Source organism: Bradyrhizobium sp. SZCCHNRI2009 (assembly GCF_032485115.1).
Taxonomy (GTDB): Bacteria; Pseudomonadota; Alphaproteobacteria; order Rhizobiales; family Xanthobacteraceae; genus Bradyrhizobium.
On record NZ_JAUEUH010000003.1, the window covers coordinates 316,640 to 331,935 of the forward strand.

The window sequence follows — 15,296 nt, forward strand, 5'->3', positions numbered from 1 at the left end:
AAATGCAGGCGGCAGGTACCACAGGTCCAGCCGGAACGACCCGGCCCTCCCTGCGCGACGGTTTTAACGGCTGCTTCGCGTTCTCCCTGGTGCGCCGGGCTTGTTGGCCACCATCCTCAACGCGAAGCGGAGCTTCAGCGTGAGTTGATATCAGCATCGGGATATCAGGACCGCGCGACTTGACCGTACGTGCATCGCCGTTCGTCCGAGCAGACTGAACTACGCTGCGGCAACACACGCCCGTCGCCTCCCACTGCCAACGGTCCGTGACGGTCGCGAAACGCCCCTCATGCGGCAACAGGATGCGCGGAAATGTGCCAGTGATTTGCCCGACGGCACAAGTTGTTTGTTGCTGCGACCAATCAACGCGACGGGCATGGATGTGGCGTCGATCAGCGAGAAAGCCGATTTTCAACAACGAACTAATCGAGATCGCCGGCGCACACGAACTCCCGACGTTTTCTCCGATGCCGTGCGACGCAGCCTATCAAGCGTCGTCGCGAGGAGCGAAGCGACGACGCGATCCAGAACTGTCGAAGCGACTGCGGATCGCGTCGCTGCGCTCGCGATGACGTACGGAGGGTTGTCGCTCGACCACGATCGGTACGACGCGCGGAGCGAGCGCAACAGAGTCAGTTCTCCGTCACGCCGGCTTCGTGCGGGGTGAAGTGATAGACCGAGGAGCAGAACTCGCAGGTGACGACGACCTTGTCGTCCTTGACCATGTCGGCGCGGTCCTGGGGCGAGAAGCTCTTCAGCATGTTGGCAACCGCATCGCGCGAGCAGGAACAGCGCGCCTGCAGCGGCACGAGGTCGAACACGCGCACGCCGCGCTCATGGAACAGGCGATACAGCAGCCGCTCGCCCGACAGCGCGGGATCGATCAGCTCGATATCCTCGACGGTCGCGACCAGCGACTGGCCCTCGACCCAGGCCTCGTCCTCCTCGATCGCATGCAGCTCGGTGCCTTCGGGCGCATCGCCGGGATGCAGGTCGGCTTGGCGCAAGCGCTCCGGCGCCTGCGGCAAAAATTGCGTCAGGAGGCCGCCGGCACGCCAGCGGTGCTTGCCGCCGCTCCACTCCTCGCCGACGGCGAGGCGCACGCGGGTCGGGATCTGCTCGGAGCGCAGGAAGTATTCATGAGCGGCCTCCTCCAGGCTGCCGCCGGTGAGCGCGACCAGCCCCTGGTAGCGGCTCATGTCGGCGCCCTGGTCGATGGTCATCGCCAGATGCCCCTTGCCGAGCAGGCCGCCGGAATCCTTGGCCTCCGCCAGCCGGGCTTCGTCGAAGCGGGCATAGGCACGCAGGCGATCGGGTGCCTGGAAGTCGACCACCAGGAACGACACCGGGCCGTCGGTCTGGGTCTGCAGGATGAAGCGGCCGTCGAATTTCAGCGCGGAGCCGAGCAAGGTCGTCAGCACGATGGCCTCGCCGAGCAGCTTGCCCACGGGCGCGGGATAAGCGTGCTTGGTGAGAATGTCGTCGAGCGCCGGGCCCATGCGGGTCAGTCGCCCACGCAGATCGAGCGCCGCGACCTCGAACGGCAGCACGGCGTCGTCGACCGGCACCGCCGAGGGGGCGCGGCTGGTATCGAGGTTGATGTCGGTGTCGGGGGGATTGGTTGTCATGGGGCGTATTTGGGGATGATTGAAACGAATGGAAGGGCATCCCAGGCTGTCGTCCCGGCGTTGAGCCGGGACTCATACCGCGGATGCTATCGAGGAACGCCGGTGGTAGTCGCCGACGCTAAGCCGTAACCGACGAACCACGATCGCTCCAACTACGCCGAGCAACGGCCACAGCTGCAAATCAGTTCGATCACGCGGTATGGGTCCCGGCTCAAGGCCGGGACGACACCGGTGAAATTGCGCCGTCGAACCCTAAGCCCGCTCGCCGAAGCACCAGGCCAAGATGCCCTTCTGCGCATGCAGGCGGTTCTCGGCTTCGTCGAACACCACCGACTGCGGGCCGTCGATCACCTCGTCGGTGACCTCCTCGCCGCGGTGGGCCGGCAGGCAGTGCATGAACAGCGCCTCGGGCTTCGCCAGCGACATCAACTTGGAATTGACCTGATAGGGCTTGAGCAAATTGTGCCGATGCTCGCCATCCTTGTCGCCCATCGACACCCAGGTGTCGGTGACGACGCAGTCGGCGCCGGCGACAGCGACTTCCGGATCGTGGCCGAGATGGATGTCGGCCCGGGTGGCGCGGATGAAATCCTTCATCGGCTTGCCGGGCGACAGCTGCGGCGGGGTGGCGACGTTGAGCCGGAACTTGAAGCGCTCGGCGGCATGGGCCCAGGAGGCCAGCACGTTGTTGTCGTCGCCGGTCCAGGCCACGGTGCGGCCCTCGATGGAGCCGCGATGCTCCTCGAAGGTCATCACGTCGGCCATCACCTGGCAGGGATGCGAGCGCCGGGTCAGGCCGTTGATCACGGGCACGGTGGCATGCGCGGCAAGCTCGAGCAGCGCCTCATGGCTGAGGATGCGGATCATGATGGCGTCGACATAGCGCGACAGCACGCGCGCGGTGTCGGCGATGGTCTCGCCGCGGCCGAGCTGCATCTCGGTGCCGGTCAGCATGATCGCCTCGCCGCCGAGCTGGCGCATGCCGACGTCGAACGACACGCGCGTGCGCGTCGACGGCTTGTCGAAGATCATCGCCAGCACCTTGCCCTCGAGCGGCTTCTTCGCCGGCTCGCGCGCCTTCAAGGTCTTCTTCATCGCGCTGGACAGCGCCAGCACGTTGCGCAGCTCCTCCACCGGCATCTCGGTGAGATCGAGGAAATGACGCGGCGTATTGCCCATGGTCTTGCTCATGATGCGGCCGCCTGCTTGGCAGGCGCGCCCGACAGCGCCGCACAGGCGCGATCGAGCATCTCGACCGATTGTTCGATTTCGGATTCGTTGACGATCAGCGGCGGCAGGAAGCGCACGACGTTGTCGCCCGCGCCGACGGTGAGCAGCTTCTGATCGCGCAGCGCCGTGACCAGATCGCCCGACGGCACCACCGCCTTGACGCCGATGAGAAGGCCCTCGCCGCGGATCTCGGAGATGATGTCGGGATGACGATCGAGAACGGCGGCGAGCTTCTGCTTCAACAGCAACGACATCTTGCGGACGTGATCGAAGAAGCCGGGCGCCAGCATCACGTCGAGCACGGCGTTGGCCGCGGCGACCGCCAGCGGATTGCCACCGAAGGTCGAGCCATGCGAGCCCGGCGTCATGCCCGACGCGGCCTCGGCCGTCGCAAGCACGGCGCCGATGGGAAAGCCGCCGCCGAGCGCCTTGGCCAGCGACATCACGTCCGGCGTGACGCCGAGCCAGCGATGCGCGAACAGATCGCCGGTGCGGCCCATGCCGGTCTGGACCTCGTCGATGACCAGCAACAAACCGTTGTCGTCGCAGAGCTGGCGCAGCGCCTTGTAGAACGGCAGCGGCGCGGTGCGCACGCCGCCCTCGCCCTGCACCGGCTCGACCAGGATGCCGGCGGTGTGCGGACCGATCGCCTTCTTCACTGCTTCGATGTCGCCGAACGGAACCTGATCGAAGCCGTCCATCGGCGGACCGAAGCCGTCGAGATATTTGGCCGAACCTGTCGCGGCGAGCGTGGCGAGCGTGCGGCCGTGGAACGCGCCTTCGAACGTAATGATACGATAGCGTTCGGGATGTCCCTTGGCGGCGTGATATTTGCGCGTGACCTTGATCGCGCCTTCCATCGCCTCCGCGCCCGAATTGGCGAAGAATACGTAGTCGGCAAAGCTCTGCTCGCACAGCCGCGCGGCAAGGCGCTCGCCATCCGGGCTCTTGAACAGGTTCGACATGTGCCAGAGCTTGGCCGCCTGCTCCTGTAGCGCCTTGACCAGATGCGGATGCGCATGGCCGAGCGAATTGACTGCGACGCCCGAGGTGAAATCGAGATAACGGTCGCCATTGGTCGCGATCAGCCACGCGCCTTCGCCGCGCTCGAACGAAAGATCGACCCGGGCGAATACGGGGAGGAGATGCGTAGCGGCAACACTGGTCATGGCGGATCACATGAGCTGACGGGCCGGCCGAGACACGCGCCACGCGGCGCCATCGCGCATCAGGGACCCCACCCTGGAAAACAAAATGTGCCGCCTTTTCAAGGCGGCACGTGCATCTATTGTATGCGGGCAGCGGTAGGAGTCAACTACGCGTCAGCTGATGCATGGGGGGCCGGCCCGTGAGATTCCGGACGCCTGACACGCCTCGAGACACGCCACAGGGAACCACGGAATGTGTGGACTGCGGCCGCCGACTCTTGCGCGGGAGTCACGCCGTATTGTAGCGTTTTCAACGTCGAGTACGACATCTCGTGCGGCAGTTCTGATCCCTCTCGAAGTTCTCTGAGTTTGCGTAACGTCCGGGTGCCTTGCGCGTGCCCGGCGAGGGACAAGGGATTCTGCCGCCAGGGATTTTCTTGAGACAGCATCGCAGCGCCGTCCCGGAATTGGCCGGCGCAACGCGAAGGGAAAGGTTCGATGACCGTATTGACCTGGTCCGACGATCGCGTCGAGCAACTGAAAAAACTCTGGGAAGCCGGACTGTCGGCCAGCCAGATCGCCGCGGAACTCGGAAACGTGACGCGCAACGCCGTGATTGGCAAGGTGCACCGGCTGGGCCTGTCCGGCCGCGCCAAGAGCCCGGCCACCGCGGCACCGCGCCAGCGCAAGGCGGCCCGCCCGGCACAGCCGATGATGCGGGTGGCGCGCCCGGTGGCGCGCGGCAACACGGCGCTCGCACAGGTTTTCGAGGTTGAGGCGGAGCCCGATCCGGTTGCATTCGACAACGTCGTGCCGATGAACCAGCGGCTGTCGCTGCTGGAGCTCAACGAGGCGACCTGCCACTGGCCGGTCGGCGATCCCTCAAGCGCGGATTTCTTCTTCTGCGGCGGCAAGGCGCTTTCCGGTCTGCCCTATTGCGCGCAGCATTCGCGCGTCGCCTATCAGCCCGCGGCCGACCGCCGCCGCCAGCCGGCGAAGTCGACCACGCGCTGAGGAAGTTGGCCGCGACGGGCGATGAGGATGCTCCGCATCGCCCTGGGATCTCCGGCGGCCTCAACTCACAACGACCATGGACGTGAGCCCGGCCCGCGCCGGGCCGCAGATGCGACGGGCGATCAGGCGCCCCGCGCCGGCTTCGACTGCGGAAAGCACGCCGTGAAGGCGGCACCGTTGCGCGGCACGCTTTCGATCAGCAGCCGGCCGCGATGGCGGTTGAGGATGTGCTTCACCAGGGAGAGGCCGAGCCCGGTGCCGCCTTGCGCGCGGCTGTCGCCGACATCGACGCGATAGAAGCGCTCGGTCAGGCGCGGCAGATGCTCGGGCGCGATGCCGGGGCCGAAATCGCGCACCTTGACCCGGATCTCCGGCGCGTTCTCGGCGGAGACGGCCTGCTCCAGCGAGACGATCACGCGCCCGCCCGAGGCGCCGTATTTCAGCGCGTTCTCGATCAGGTTCTCGAACACGCGCAGCAGCTCCTCGCGGTCGCCGGCGATCGTCACCGGCGCGTCCGGCAGGCTAGTCTCGATCACCACCTGGCGCTCGCGCGCCAGCGACTCCAGCCCGTCGGTGACCTGGCGGATGATGGGGACGACGTCGACCATGGCGTGGGGCTGGACATGCGCCGACAGCTCCACCCGCGACAGCGACAGCAGATCGTCGATCAGCCGCGCCATGCGCGTTGCCTGGATGTGCATGATGCCGAGGAAGCGCTCGCGCGCCTTCGGATCGTCCTTGGCCGGCCCCTGCAGCGTATCGATGAAGCCCGAGAGCGCCGCCAGCGGCGTACGCAGCTCGTGGCTCGCATTGGCGACGAAGTCGGCGCGCATTTCCTCGACCCGGCGCAGCGGGGTCAGATCGTGGAACGTCATCAGCATGCATTTGTCCGTGCCGCCGAACGCCGTCGGCACCGGCACCGGCGTGATGATCAGCTCCATCCAGCGATCGACCGGAACGTGATCGTGATAGGTGGCGCGGCGGATCTCGGTGGTGGCGATCGCCTCGCGCAGCGCAGTGATGATCTCCGGCGTGCGCAGCGCGAACTGGGCGAGCTCGCCCTTGCGCAGGGCCGGCGCGAGCTGCGCGGCAGCGGCATTGAGGTGGATGACGCGGCCGGCGCGGTCGAGCAGCACGGCGGGATCGGGGATGCCCTCGACCACCGCGCTCACGGCCGGCGCCTCGACCGGATTGGCGTGGCGCTCCTCCTCACGCTTGGCGACCGCGCCATGCAGCCGCCACGGCACAAGGGCGGCGGCGGAAATACACAGGAATACCGCCAGGGCCCGCAGCGGCAGCAGCTCGTCCAGCAGCACGAGCCCGGCAAGCGCGAGCGCCGCAGCGAGCAGGATGATCGCGGAATGGCGCAGCCGGTCCGGCCAGGGGGTGAAGATCGAGAGCGGCGTGTCGGAGGGAGCGTCGAGGGCCATCTCGTCCTACTGTTCCCTTGAGCTGGCGTCAGACACCGGAATCGCTGCGTTTCCTCACAAAAGCGGCTTCCGGCGGGGGGGCCGGATCGAGGCTGAGCGCGGCCTGCCGCAGCCGTTTCGACCGCGTGCTGATGATAACCTCGCGAAACGTCAGCAAGATTACAGAAATGAGAAACGGCGCCAAATAATACAGCATCCGGAACAGGAGCATTCCGGCCAGCAGCTCCTCGCGGTCCATCTGCCACAGCCCGACCAGCATCGCGGCGTCGAACACGCCGAGCCCGCCGGGGGAATGGCTGGCGAAGCCGAGCAGGGTCGCCGAGACGAAGATCACGGCCACCACGACGAAGCCGAGATTGGGCTCGTCCGGCACCAGCACATACATCGCCAGCGCGCAGAAACCGAGGTCGATGATGCCGATCGCGATCTGCAACAGGGTCAGCGGGCCGCTCGGCAGCACCACGGTCCACGGCCCGCGGCCGACCACGCGCGGCTTGGTCCATACCCAGGCGACATACCCCAACAGACCGACCAGGATCGCGATCGCCGCCATGCGGTTGACCCAGGGCGGCAGCTGGTCGATCGAGGCGGCTGCCTCCGGATGATAGCTGATGCCGAGCCCGAGCACGGCCGCATTGCCGAGCCAGAACGTCAGGCCGGCAAGGAAGCAGATCTTGGCGACGTCGATGGCGTTCAGCCCATGGGCCGAATAGACGCGGTAGCGCACGGCACCGCCGGTGAAGACGCTGGCGCCGACATTGTGGCCGATCGAATAGCTGGTGAAGGCGGCCAGCGCGTTGACGCGGTAGGGCACGTGGTCGTGGCCAATCGCGCGCACCGCGAACAGATCGTAGAAGGTCAGCGTGAAATAGCCGGCGGCGACGAACAGCGCGGCGAGCGCGATCTGATGCGGCTCCGTGCTCTTGATGGCCTCGAGCACCTCGTAGGTGTCGATGCCGCGCAGCATGTGGTAGAGGACGTAGCAGGCGACCGCGATCACAGCGATGCTGATCAGCACGCCGAGCTTGTGCAGGACTTGCTTCTCGCGCAGGAACGTGGCCGCTCTGCGTATGGCTTCAAGCATCTACACCTCTCACCGTGATCCGATCACGACGGCCGGGGACACCGCGCCCCGGAGGCCGCAGCATCATGTGCGCATACAACGCCCTCGTAGCGCGTTTCGACGCATTGGGGAACACGGAGCGTGCGAACAAAAGCGTACACATGGATATACTTAGCAGGCTTTACCGAAATGCGATGCACCGTTTTGCCGCACATGAGGCAAGACATCAGGCAAAGGCATCGGACAAGGCATCATGCAGGACGGCGGGGCGGCGCACGCCCCCGCCAGCCTGCAAACCCCAGGTTAAACTTTGGTGAGGAACGCGAATCTCCAGGGCTTCCGGGGCGCCCAGCGGTTCGGCGGGTCAGCATGGCTCAACGATAAGCGCGAGCCGCGCGTTTGACAGGTTCGCGCCTCGTCAAACCTTCGTGTCTCGCAGTTGCGATGACCCGGGCACGCGGACGGCGGGCGCGCCGCCGCAGTCTCGGCAGATGGCGTCGGGTGCAGTCCGGGGCGGCGGTTTCAGGCCGCCGATTTCGTCCGCATGCTGCGGATCACCACCAGCGCCCGAAGCCAGGTGCCGATGGCGCAGCCGACGAGGTAGGGCACGAACATGATCAGCAGCAGCTCGAGCCAGTAGCCGGCCCGGCCGGGAATCAGGCAGACCACGGCCGTCGCGACCAGGCCGGCGGCCAGCGCCGCCAGCAGCCAGGTCAGCCAGCCCGACACGCGCGGGGCGCGATGCACCACGGCGACCCAGCCCATCGCCAGCCCGATGGCGAATGCGCCGGCCAGCCAGCCCCAGTGAAAGGCAACGAGATAGGCCATGACGTTACCTCACCACGAATTCGATGCGCCGGTTCTGCGCCCGGCCGTCGGCGGTGTCGTTGGCGGCGACCGGCTGGGTGCTGCCATAGCCGATCGCGCTGAAACGGTCGGCCGGCAGTCCGGCCTTGACCAGATAATCGACCACCGCCTGGGCGCGCTTCTGCGACAGCACCTGATTGGCGGCAGAGTCGCCGTCGGCATCGGTGTGCCCGATGATCTCGACATTGGCGGAGGGACAGCGGAACGCGATCTCGACGAGGCGGTCGAGCAGACCGGTGGAATCCCTGTCGAGGTCGCTGCGGCCGGTCTCGAACCGGATCTTGGCCTTGCCGAGCAGGTCGGAGAACAGCTGCTGGCACACCGTGGGATCGACCGGGGCGGCTGCCGGCTTCACCGTGATGTCGGCCTTCACCTGCCAGCCCTGTGGGACATCTTTGGCGAGCCCGGTCCGGATCTGGGCCGCTGCGGCGTCGTAAAGCGCATCACCGGAAATCTTGATGTCACGGTCGGACACCACCAGCGTGCCGGTCGACAGCCGTGACAAGGCGCCCAGCGCCGGCACCACCGCATTCACGAAATTGGTTGGCGCGCCGAGGCTGTTCTTGAGATTGTCGACGACCTTCTCGCTGAAGAATTTGCGCGATGAAGAGCCGACGACGACGGCGTGGATGTTCTCGTCGGGAACGTTGCCTGCAAGCGTCACGGTGACCGCGACCGGGTCCTTGTAGGCCTGGAAGACATAGGGCGGCGCCTTGACCTCGTTGCTGGCGACCTTGAAGCCGTCCGGCAGCTTTCCGAGCGCGGCCGCGATCGCCTCGCGGCCGCCGAGCTCGCGCGCCATGCCGGACAATGTGACGTCGCCGTCGGAGATCGTGAACTTGCCGTCCTTCAGCTTGGCGATCTGGCCGATCAGCAGCAGCGCCACATCCTCGAAGCGCGCCGGCGCGCCGCGCGCCAGGCCCATCTGATCCGCGACCTCCACGCCCGGCAACGCCGCCCGGGTCGCGTCCATCAGCTTGCCCTTCAAGGCGGGCAGCGGCGCGCTGCCGCCCAGCGTCACCCGGACGACGTCGCGCTCGGCCGACCAGACGAAGGGCTTGGCCTCGGGGACCAGCCGCGTCTCGTCGTTGACGAGCCGCACGCCGGCCACGCCGTCGACCGCAGCAACCGCATCGCGGCGTCCGGCCTCGGAAAACGCATTGGCGCGCAGCGAGACATCGCGGCCGTCCACCGTGATGCTTGTCCTGTCGAGCACCGCCCCCGTCAGGACGGCCGAACTGCGTCCGGCGAGATCATTCTCCAGGGGAACGGTGCTGGTCCAGGCCGCGAGGCCCCAAAGCACGATCAGCGGAATGACGCCAGGCCACCATTTCCCGCTCCACCTGAAAAGTCCGCGCATTCGTCATCCGTCGCATCGAGGAAGCAGAGAGAAAACAAACCCTTGCATGCCTGTCAAACCGGAAATGAGGAGCGCCGCACGGTACGTTGTGACCGCAGGCTAAGGTTTTCTTCAATCATTCGTCGGTAACCTTGTCCCGACACTCACCGGGCCGCATATTTCAGATGAGGCGATTTCGCAAAACCTTTATCCGTGCCGGCCTGGAAGCGCTGTATCTGAGCGGCGCGCATGTCTGGCTGCGCCCGATCTTCTCGGGCGTGGGTGCGATCTATACGCTGCATCATGTGCGGCCGCACCGCGACGCCGATTTCCAGCCCAATTGTCACCTCGAGGTCACGCCGGATTTCCTACGCGAGATGTTGTCGCACCTGCGCGACCACGACATCGAGATCATCACCCTCGACGAGTTGCACAGCCGGCTGGTGGCGAAGGACTTTTCGCGCCGCTTCGCCTGCTTCACATTCGACGACGGCTATCGCGACAATCGCGATTTCGCGCTGCCTGTCATGCGCGAGTTCGATGCGCCGTTCACCATCTATGTGACGAGCGATTTCGCATCGGGACTGGGCCGGCTCTGGTGGGTGACGCTGGAGCGGCTGGTCGCGAAGACTGACGCGATCGACATCGAGATCGGCGGGCTGTCGCTGCAGCTCGATGCATCGACGCCGGCAGCCAAATGCGTGACGTTCCAGCGCCTGCACGACTGGCTGCGCGCACTGCCGGGCGAGCACGACGTCCGGCGTGAGATCAGCGCGCTGTGCGCGCGCTACGACGTCGACGAGGCCTCGATCTGCCGTGAGCTCTGCCTGTCCTGGGACGAGCTCCGGGCGCTGTCGACTGAGCCATTGATCTCGATCGGCGCGCATTCGATCAGTCACTGCAATCTCGCCAAGCAGACCGAGGAGACGGCGCGCATCGAGATCGCCGACAGCCGTGCTCGAATCGAGAACGAGTTGCAGCGGCCGGTGCTGCACATGGCCTACCCCTACGGCGACCGCGCCGCCGCTTCCCAGCGCGAATTCGTGCTTGCGGCCGCGAGCGGCTACAAGACCGCCGTCACCACCCGGCCCGGCATGATCTTCGCGGAAAGCGCCGATCATCTCACGGCCCTGTCGCGCGTCTCGCTGAACGGCCATTACCAGGACGCCCGCGTGCTGCCGGTGCTGACCTCGGGCGCGGCCACCGCGATGTGGAACGGCTTCCGCCGCATCGACGCGGCATAGCCCCGCCATAACGTTGCCCTCCGATTGAATTGCGGCGAATTCGTGCGACTGCGTCTCACTTGACGTGCTGGCGCGTCCCGCTCACAAGCGCGCATGACATAAGGAAAGGGAGGCTTCATGCTCAGGAACTTGTTCTCACTCGAAGGACGCGTCGCGCTCGTCACCGGCGGCTCGCGCGGCATCGGCAAGATGATCGCATCCGGCCTGCTCGCGCATGGCGCGGCGAGGGTCTACATCACCGCGCGCAAGGCCGGGCCCTGCGAGGCGACCGCCAAGGCACTGACGACCGAATATGGCGGCGAATGCGTCGCGCTGCCGATCGACATTTCGACGATGGCCGGCATCGAGACGCTCGCGGGCGAGATCAAGAAGCGCGAGCTCAAGCTCGACATCCTCGTCAACAATGCGGGCGCGGCGTGGGGCGCCGACTTCGACGAATTCCCGGAGAGCGGCTGGGACAAGGTGATGAACCTCAACCTCAAGACGCCGTTCTTCCTGACCAAGGCGCTCGCAGCTCCCTTGCGTGCGGCGGCCAGCGCCGAACGGCCGGCAAAGGTCATCAACATCGCCTCGATCGACGGCATCTTCGTCAACCCGCTCGAGACCTACTCCTATGCGGCGAGCAAATCCGGCCTGATCCATCTGACGCGGCGCATGGCGGCCAAGCTGATCAAGGACCACATCGTGGTGACCGCGATCGCGCCCGGACCGTTCAAGTCCGACATGAACAAGGCCGCGCGCGACAACGCCGACGAGGTCGCCTCGCGCGTGCCCGCTGGGCGCATCGGCACCGACGAGGACATGGCTGGCACAGCGATCTTCCTCGCCTCACGCGCGGGCGACTACGTGGTCGGCAATACGATCGCCGTCGACGGCGGCATCGTCTACGCGAACCCCGGCATTCCGGGCGCGGGCTGGGACAGCTGAGAAGGGCGAATAGCGAATAGCGAATAGCGAATAGCGAATAGCGAATAGCGAATAGCGAATAGCGAATAGCGAATAGCGAATAGGCTACTTCTCCTATTCGCTACTCGCAACTCGCTATTCGCCTCTCATCAAGTCTCGATCTTCACGTACTCGAAGTCACCCGGCTTGTTGTCGATCCCGACCTTCGGGGGCGCGATCCACGAGGCGTATTCGCCGATCTCGGTGACCGGCTTCATCAGCGAAGAGATGTAGGCGCCGTCGTCGGCCGACGGCAGCCAGTCGCCCTTGCGCTTCGCCCACGTGCCCTCGTCGATCAGGATGCCGTCGGGCGTCGCATGGACGTCCTTGAACTCGCCGATGGCGCGGTGGAAGGCGGTATGCGGCAGCTTGAGCTGGAAGTCGTAGCCTGCGGTCGTGATGATCTTGTTCCAGCGCAGCAGGCCCTTGACGCAGTCCTGCGAGTAGTCGTCGCGCAGGCGCATGTTGAGCGCGGTCAGCGCCGGCTCGTCGACCCGCTTGATCTCGCCGTCGACCAGCTTGAGCACCGGATAGGTCGAGTTCTTGAGCTGGTGATCGTCCTGGATCTGGGTCTCGTGATAGCGGCCCTTGATGCCAGCATTGAAGGCATTGGCCGCGTTGGTCGAGACCTCCGAGCCGAACAGGTCGAGCGACAGCGTGTAGTGCAGGTTCAACTTCTTCTGGATGGTCGGCAGGTCGATCACGCCCAGCGCGCGGACCTTGGCGATGTCGGTGGGATCGTCGATCCCGGCCTCGCGCATCGCCTCGACCGTGCGCTGGATGACGCGGCCGACGCCGGTCTCGCCGACGAACATGTGATGCGCCTCCTCCGTCAGCATGAAGCGGCAGGTGCGCGACAGCGGATCGAAGCCGGACTGCGCGAGCGAGTGCAGCTGCATCTTGCCGTCGCGGTCGGTGAAGTAGGTGAACATGAAGAACGACAGCCAGTCCGGCGTCTTCTCGTTGAAGGCGCCGAGCATGCGCGGGCTGTCCGCATCGCCCGAGCGGCGGCGCAGCAGCTCGTCGGCCTCCTCGCGGCCGTCGCGGCCGAAATATTTCTGCAGCAGGTAGACCATCGCCCAGAGGTGACGGCCCTCCTCGACGTTGACCTGGAACAGGTTGCGCATGTCGTAGAGCGACGGCGCCGTCTTGCCGAGATGGCGTTGCTGCTCGACCGAGGCCGGCTCGGTGTCGCCCTGGATCACGATCAGGCGGCGCATCAGCGCGCGATATTCGCCGGGAACCTCCTGCCAGGCCGGTTCGCCATAGTGCTCGCCGAACGGGATCTTGCGATCCTCTTCCTGCGGAGCCAGCAGGATGCCCCAGCGATAGTCGGGCATCTTGACGTAATCGAACTTCGCCCAGCCGCGCGGATCGACCGAATAGGCCGTGCGCAAGTACACCAGCGACTGCTGGAAGCCCTCGGGGCCCATGTCGTTCCACCAATCGACGTAGCCGGGATGCCAGCCTTCCAGCGCCTTGAGGACCTGGCGGTCCTCGGCGAGATTCACGTTGTTCGGAATCTTGGTCGAGTAGTCGACGTTCATGATGTTCATGTTCATGGCGTGCCTCCCTGAAATCTTCCCGGTGGTCATGCCCGGCCTCGTGCCGTGCATCCACGTCGTTCGTCTCGATTAGCTCGCGGATGGCCGGGTCAAGCCCGGCCATGACGGATGATAACTACACGCGCGTCATGTCATATTGCGGCCGCTCGCCGGTGCCGTAGCGCCGGAGTGCGCCCTCCTCGCCGACCGCGTTGGGCCGCTGGAAGATCCAGTTCTGCCAGGCGGTGAGGCGGGCGAAGATCTTCGATTCCATCGTCTCGGGGCCGGCGAAGCGCAGATTGGCTTCGAGACCGGTGAGGCTGTCCGGCGAGAAGCTGGCGCGCTCCTCGAGGAAGACGCGGATCTCGTCCTCCCAATCGATGTCATCCAGCGCGAAGGTCACGAGGCCGAGTTCCTCGGCCTCATCGGCTTCGAGCGGCTTGCCGACCTGCTCACGCACACGCGCGAGATCGGTGGGATCGGCGAGGAAGCGCGACTCCAGCCGGGTCAGGCCGTGACTCATCGGATAGGGACCGAAATTCATCGCCGACAGTTCGATCGCCGGCGCCGGGCGGTTGTCGCCCTGGATGGTGCCGATCAGCATGTAGGAGCGGTCGGAAGCGAACACCAGCTCGGCGAGCGTGCCGGCGAAGCAGGAACCGGGCTCGACCAGCGTGACCAGCGTGCGCGAGGTGACGTCGATGCGCTTCAGCACCCGCTTCCAGTAATGCCTGACCTCGTTGACCAGCCAGTGCGCCTTGTTGGCCTCAAGGAACGCGTCATGCGCGAGCACCTGGGCGCGATCGCCATGCGACTTGAACACCAGCATAGCGATGCCGAGCTCGTTGATGCGCAGATGCAGGATGGCGTCATCGAGTTCGCGCGCGACCTGCAGCGGCCAGAAGGAAGCGCCCTGCCCGATCATGCCGTCGATGTCCGCAGGTGGCGCGGCCTCGGGAGCCGAGATGGTGATCGTGGCGATGCGGGCCGTGCGGTCGATGTCGACATTGACGAAGCCGTAGCGCACGCTCGACGCATCGATGACGCGCTTCAGCGGCGTCAGCGCGACGCCCTTGCCGCTGCCGTTGCGCTTGGAGGCGGCTGCGAATTCCTTGGCGCGCTCGGCCACCTTGGCATCGACCTTGGAGTTCGGCGCGATCTCGTCGACGAGGCGCCATTGCACGGCGCGCTTGCCCTTGACCCCCTCCTCCGTGGTGCAGAACGCGTCCGCGCGATCGCGGCGGACCTTGCGCTTGTCGACGACGCGGGTGAGACCGCCGGTACCCGGCAGCACCGCGAGCAGCGGCACTTCCGGCAGCGACACCGACGACGAGCCGTCGTCGGCGAGGATGATGTGATCGGTGGCGAGCGCGAGCTCATAGCCACCGCCGGCCGCGGTGCCGTTCACCACGGTGATGAAGCGCTGGCCGGAATTCTCGGATGAATCCTCGAAGCCATTGCGGGTCTCGTTGGTGAACTTGCAGAAGTTCACCTTGTGGGCGTGGGTCGCGCCTGCAAGCATGCGGATGTTGGCGCCGGCGCAGAACACGCGCGGCTTGGCCGAGCGCAGCACCACGACCTTCACTTGCGGGTGCTCGAAACGCAGCCGCTGCACGGCATCGGCGAGCTCGATGTCGACGCCGAGATCATAGGAATTGAGCTTGAGCTGGTAGCCCTCGAACAGGCCGCCATTCTCGTCGACGTCCATGGCGAGCGTCGCCACCTCGCCGTCGATCGAGAGCTTCCAATGTTTGTAGCGGGAGGGATCGGTCTGAAAATCGATGAACGTCTTGCCTCCCGCGAGCACGCGGTCTTCCCCGGCCATGTGTCACCCTTCGTTGGAG

Annotated in this window: 12 protein-coding genes; 3 read left to right on the forward strand and 9 right to left on the reverse strand. The window is 65.9% G+C overall.

What is annotated here, in order from left to right:
* Window positions 1-632: 632 nt before the first annotated feature.
* From QX041_RS13410 to QX041_RS13420, 3 genes are all read right to left on the reverse strand, one after another.
* On the reverse strand, window positions 633-1,628 hold the full coding sequence (locus tag QX041_RS13410; RefSeq protein ID WP_315717144.1) for an Hsp33 family molecular chaperone: 996 nt from the start codon (window positions 1,626-1,628) through the stop codon (window positions 633-635).
* Window positions 1,629-1,880: 252 nt separating this feature from the next.
* Window positions 1,881-2,807: an ornithine carbamoyltransferase gene (argF, locus tag QX041_RS13415; RefSeq protein ID WP_315717175.1), complete on the reverse strand. Its 927-nt coding sequence runs from the start codon at window positions 2,805-2,807 to the stop codon at window positions 1,881-1,883.
* An 8-nt stretch (window positions 2,808-2,815) separates the two neighbouring features.
* Window positions 2,816-4,027 (reverse strand): aspartate aminotransferase family protein, encoded by a 1,212-nt coding sequence (locus QX041_RS13420; protein ID WP_316165600.1) that lies wholly within the window; start codon window positions 4,025-4,027, stop codon window positions 2,816-2,818.
* A 477-nt stretch (window positions 4,028-4,504) separates the two neighbouring features.
* On the opposite strand from QX041_RS13420, the gene QX041_RS13425 reads away from it, so the two are divergent.
* Entirely contained in the window at window positions 4,505-5,020 is a 516-nt protein-coding gene (locus QX041_RS13425) for a GcrA family cell cycle regulator (RefSeq protein WP_315717142.1), read from the forward strand.
* 122 nt (window positions 5,021-5,142) lie between these two features.
* On the opposite strand, the gene QX041_RS13430 is transcribed toward QX041_RS13425, so the two are convergent.
* The 4 genes from QX041_RS13430 to QX041_RS13445 form a co-directional block, all read right to left on the reverse strand.
* Window positions 5,143-6,450: an ATP-binding protein gene (locus QX041_RS13430; RefSeq protein WP_316165602.1), complete on the reverse strand. Its 1,308-nt coding sequence runs from the start codon at window positions 6,448-6,450 to the stop codon at window positions 5,143-5,145.
* Window positions 6,451-6,478: 28 nt separating this feature from the next.
* Window positions 6,479-7,534 (reverse strand): lysylphosphatidylglycerol synthase domain-containing protein, encoded by a 1,056-nt coding sequence (locus QX041_RS13435; RefSeq protein WP_316165603.1) that lies wholly within the window; start codon window positions 7,532-7,534, stop codon window positions 6,479-6,481.
* A gap of 501 nt (window positions 7,535-8,035) precedes the next feature.
* Window positions 8,036-8,341 carry a hypothetical protein gene (locus QX041_RS13440; protein ID WP_316165604.1) on the reverse strand — a complete coding sequence of 102 codons (306 nt, stop codon included), beginning with the start codon at window positions 8,339-8,341 and terminating at the stop codon, window positions 8,036-8,038.
* A 4-nt stretch (window positions 8,342-8,345) separates the two neighbouring features.
* Window positions 8,346-9,740, reverse strand: coding sequence for an OmpA family protein (locus QX041_RS13445; RefSeq protein ID WP_316165605.1), 1,395 nt, complete (start codon window positions 9,738-9,740; stop codon window positions 8,346-8,348).
* 164 nt (window positions 9,741-9,904) lie between these two features.
* Here QX041_RS13445 and QX041_RS13450 point away from each other — a divergent pair, with 164 nt between their 5' ends.
* Together QX041_RS13450 and QX041_RS13455 are read left to right on the forward strand one after the other, a co-directional pair.
* Window positions 9,905-10,963, forward strand: coding sequence for a polysaccharide deacetylase family protein (locus QX041_RS13450; RefSeq protein ID WP_316165606.1), 1,059 nt, complete (start codon window positions 9,905-9,907; stop codon window positions 10,961-10,963).
* Window positions 10,964-11,080: 117 nt separating this feature from the next.
* Window positions 11,081-11,890: an SDR family oxidoreductase gene (locus tag QX041_RS13455; protein ID WP_316165607.1), complete on the forward strand. Its 810-nt coding sequence runs from the start codon at window positions 11,081-11,083 to the stop codon at window positions 11,888-11,890.
* A 128-nt stretch (window positions 11,891-12,018) separates the two neighbouring features.
* On the opposite strand, the gene boxB is transcribed toward QX041_RS13455, so the two are convergent.
* Window positions 12,019-13,470: a benzoyl-CoA 2,3-epoxidase subunit BoxB gene (gene boxB, locus QX041_RS13460; protein ID WP_315751230.1), complete on the reverse strand. Its 1,452-nt coding sequence runs from the start codon at window positions 13,468-13,470 to the stop codon at window positions 12,019-12,021.
* Window positions 13,471-13,588: 118 nt separating this feature from the next.
* Window positions 13,589-15,277 (reverse strand): 2,3-epoxybenzoyl-CoA dihydrolase, encoded by a 1,689-nt coding sequence (gene boxC, locus QX041_RS13465; RefSeq protein WP_315827955.1) that lies wholly within the window; start codon window positions 15,275-15,277, stop codon window positions 13,589-13,591.
* Between the last annotated feature and the right edge of the window lie 19 nt (window positions 15,278-15,296).

Coding starts and splice junctions, on each gene's coding strand:
- QX041_RS13410 (WP_315717144.1), bottom strand. CDS start 1,628: ATGACAACCAATCCCCCCGACACCGACATCAACCTCGATACCAGCCGC.
- argF (WP_315717175.1), bottom strand. CDS start 2,807: ATGGGCAATACGCCGCGTCATTTCCTCGATCTCACCGAGATGCCGGTG.
- QX041_RS13420 (WP_316165600.1), bottom strand. CDS start 4,027: ATGACCAGTGTTGCCGCTACGCATCTCCTCCCCGTATTCGCCCGGGTC.
- QX041_RS13425 (WP_315717142.1), top strand. CDS start 4,505: ATGACCGTATTGACCTGGTCCGACGATCGCGTCGAGCAACTGAAAAAA.
- QX041_RS13430 (WP_316165602.1), bottom strand. CDS start 6,450: ATGGCCCTCGACGCTCCCTCCGACACGCCGCTCTCGATCTTCACCCCC.
- QX041_RS13435 (WP_316165603.1), bottom strand. CDS start 7,534: ATGCTTGAAGCCATACGCAGAGCGGCCACGTTCCTGCGCGAGAAGCAA.
- QX041_RS13440 (WP_316165604.1), bottom strand. CDS start 8,341: ATGGCCTATCTCGTTGCCTTTCACTGGGGCTGGCTGGCCGGCGCATTC.
- QX041_RS13445 (WP_316165605.1), bottom strand. CDS start 9,740: ATGCGCGGACTTTTCAGGTGGAGCGGGAAATGGTGGCCTGGCGTCATT.
- QX041_RS13450 (WP_316165606.1), top strand. CDS start 9,905: ATGAGGCGATTTCGCAAAACCTTTATCCGTGCCGGCCTGGAAGCGCTG.
- QX041_RS13455 (WP_316165607.1), top strand. CDS start 11,081: ATGCTCAGGAACTTGTTCTCACTCGAAGGACGCGTCGCGCTCGTCACC.
- boxB (WP_315751230.1), bottom strand. CDS start 13,470: ATGAACATGAACATCATGAACGTCGACTACTCGACCAAGATTCCGAAC.
- boxC (WP_315827955.1), bottom strand. CDS start 15,277: ATGGCCGGGGAAGACCGCGTGCTCGCGGGAGGCAAGACGTTCATCGAT.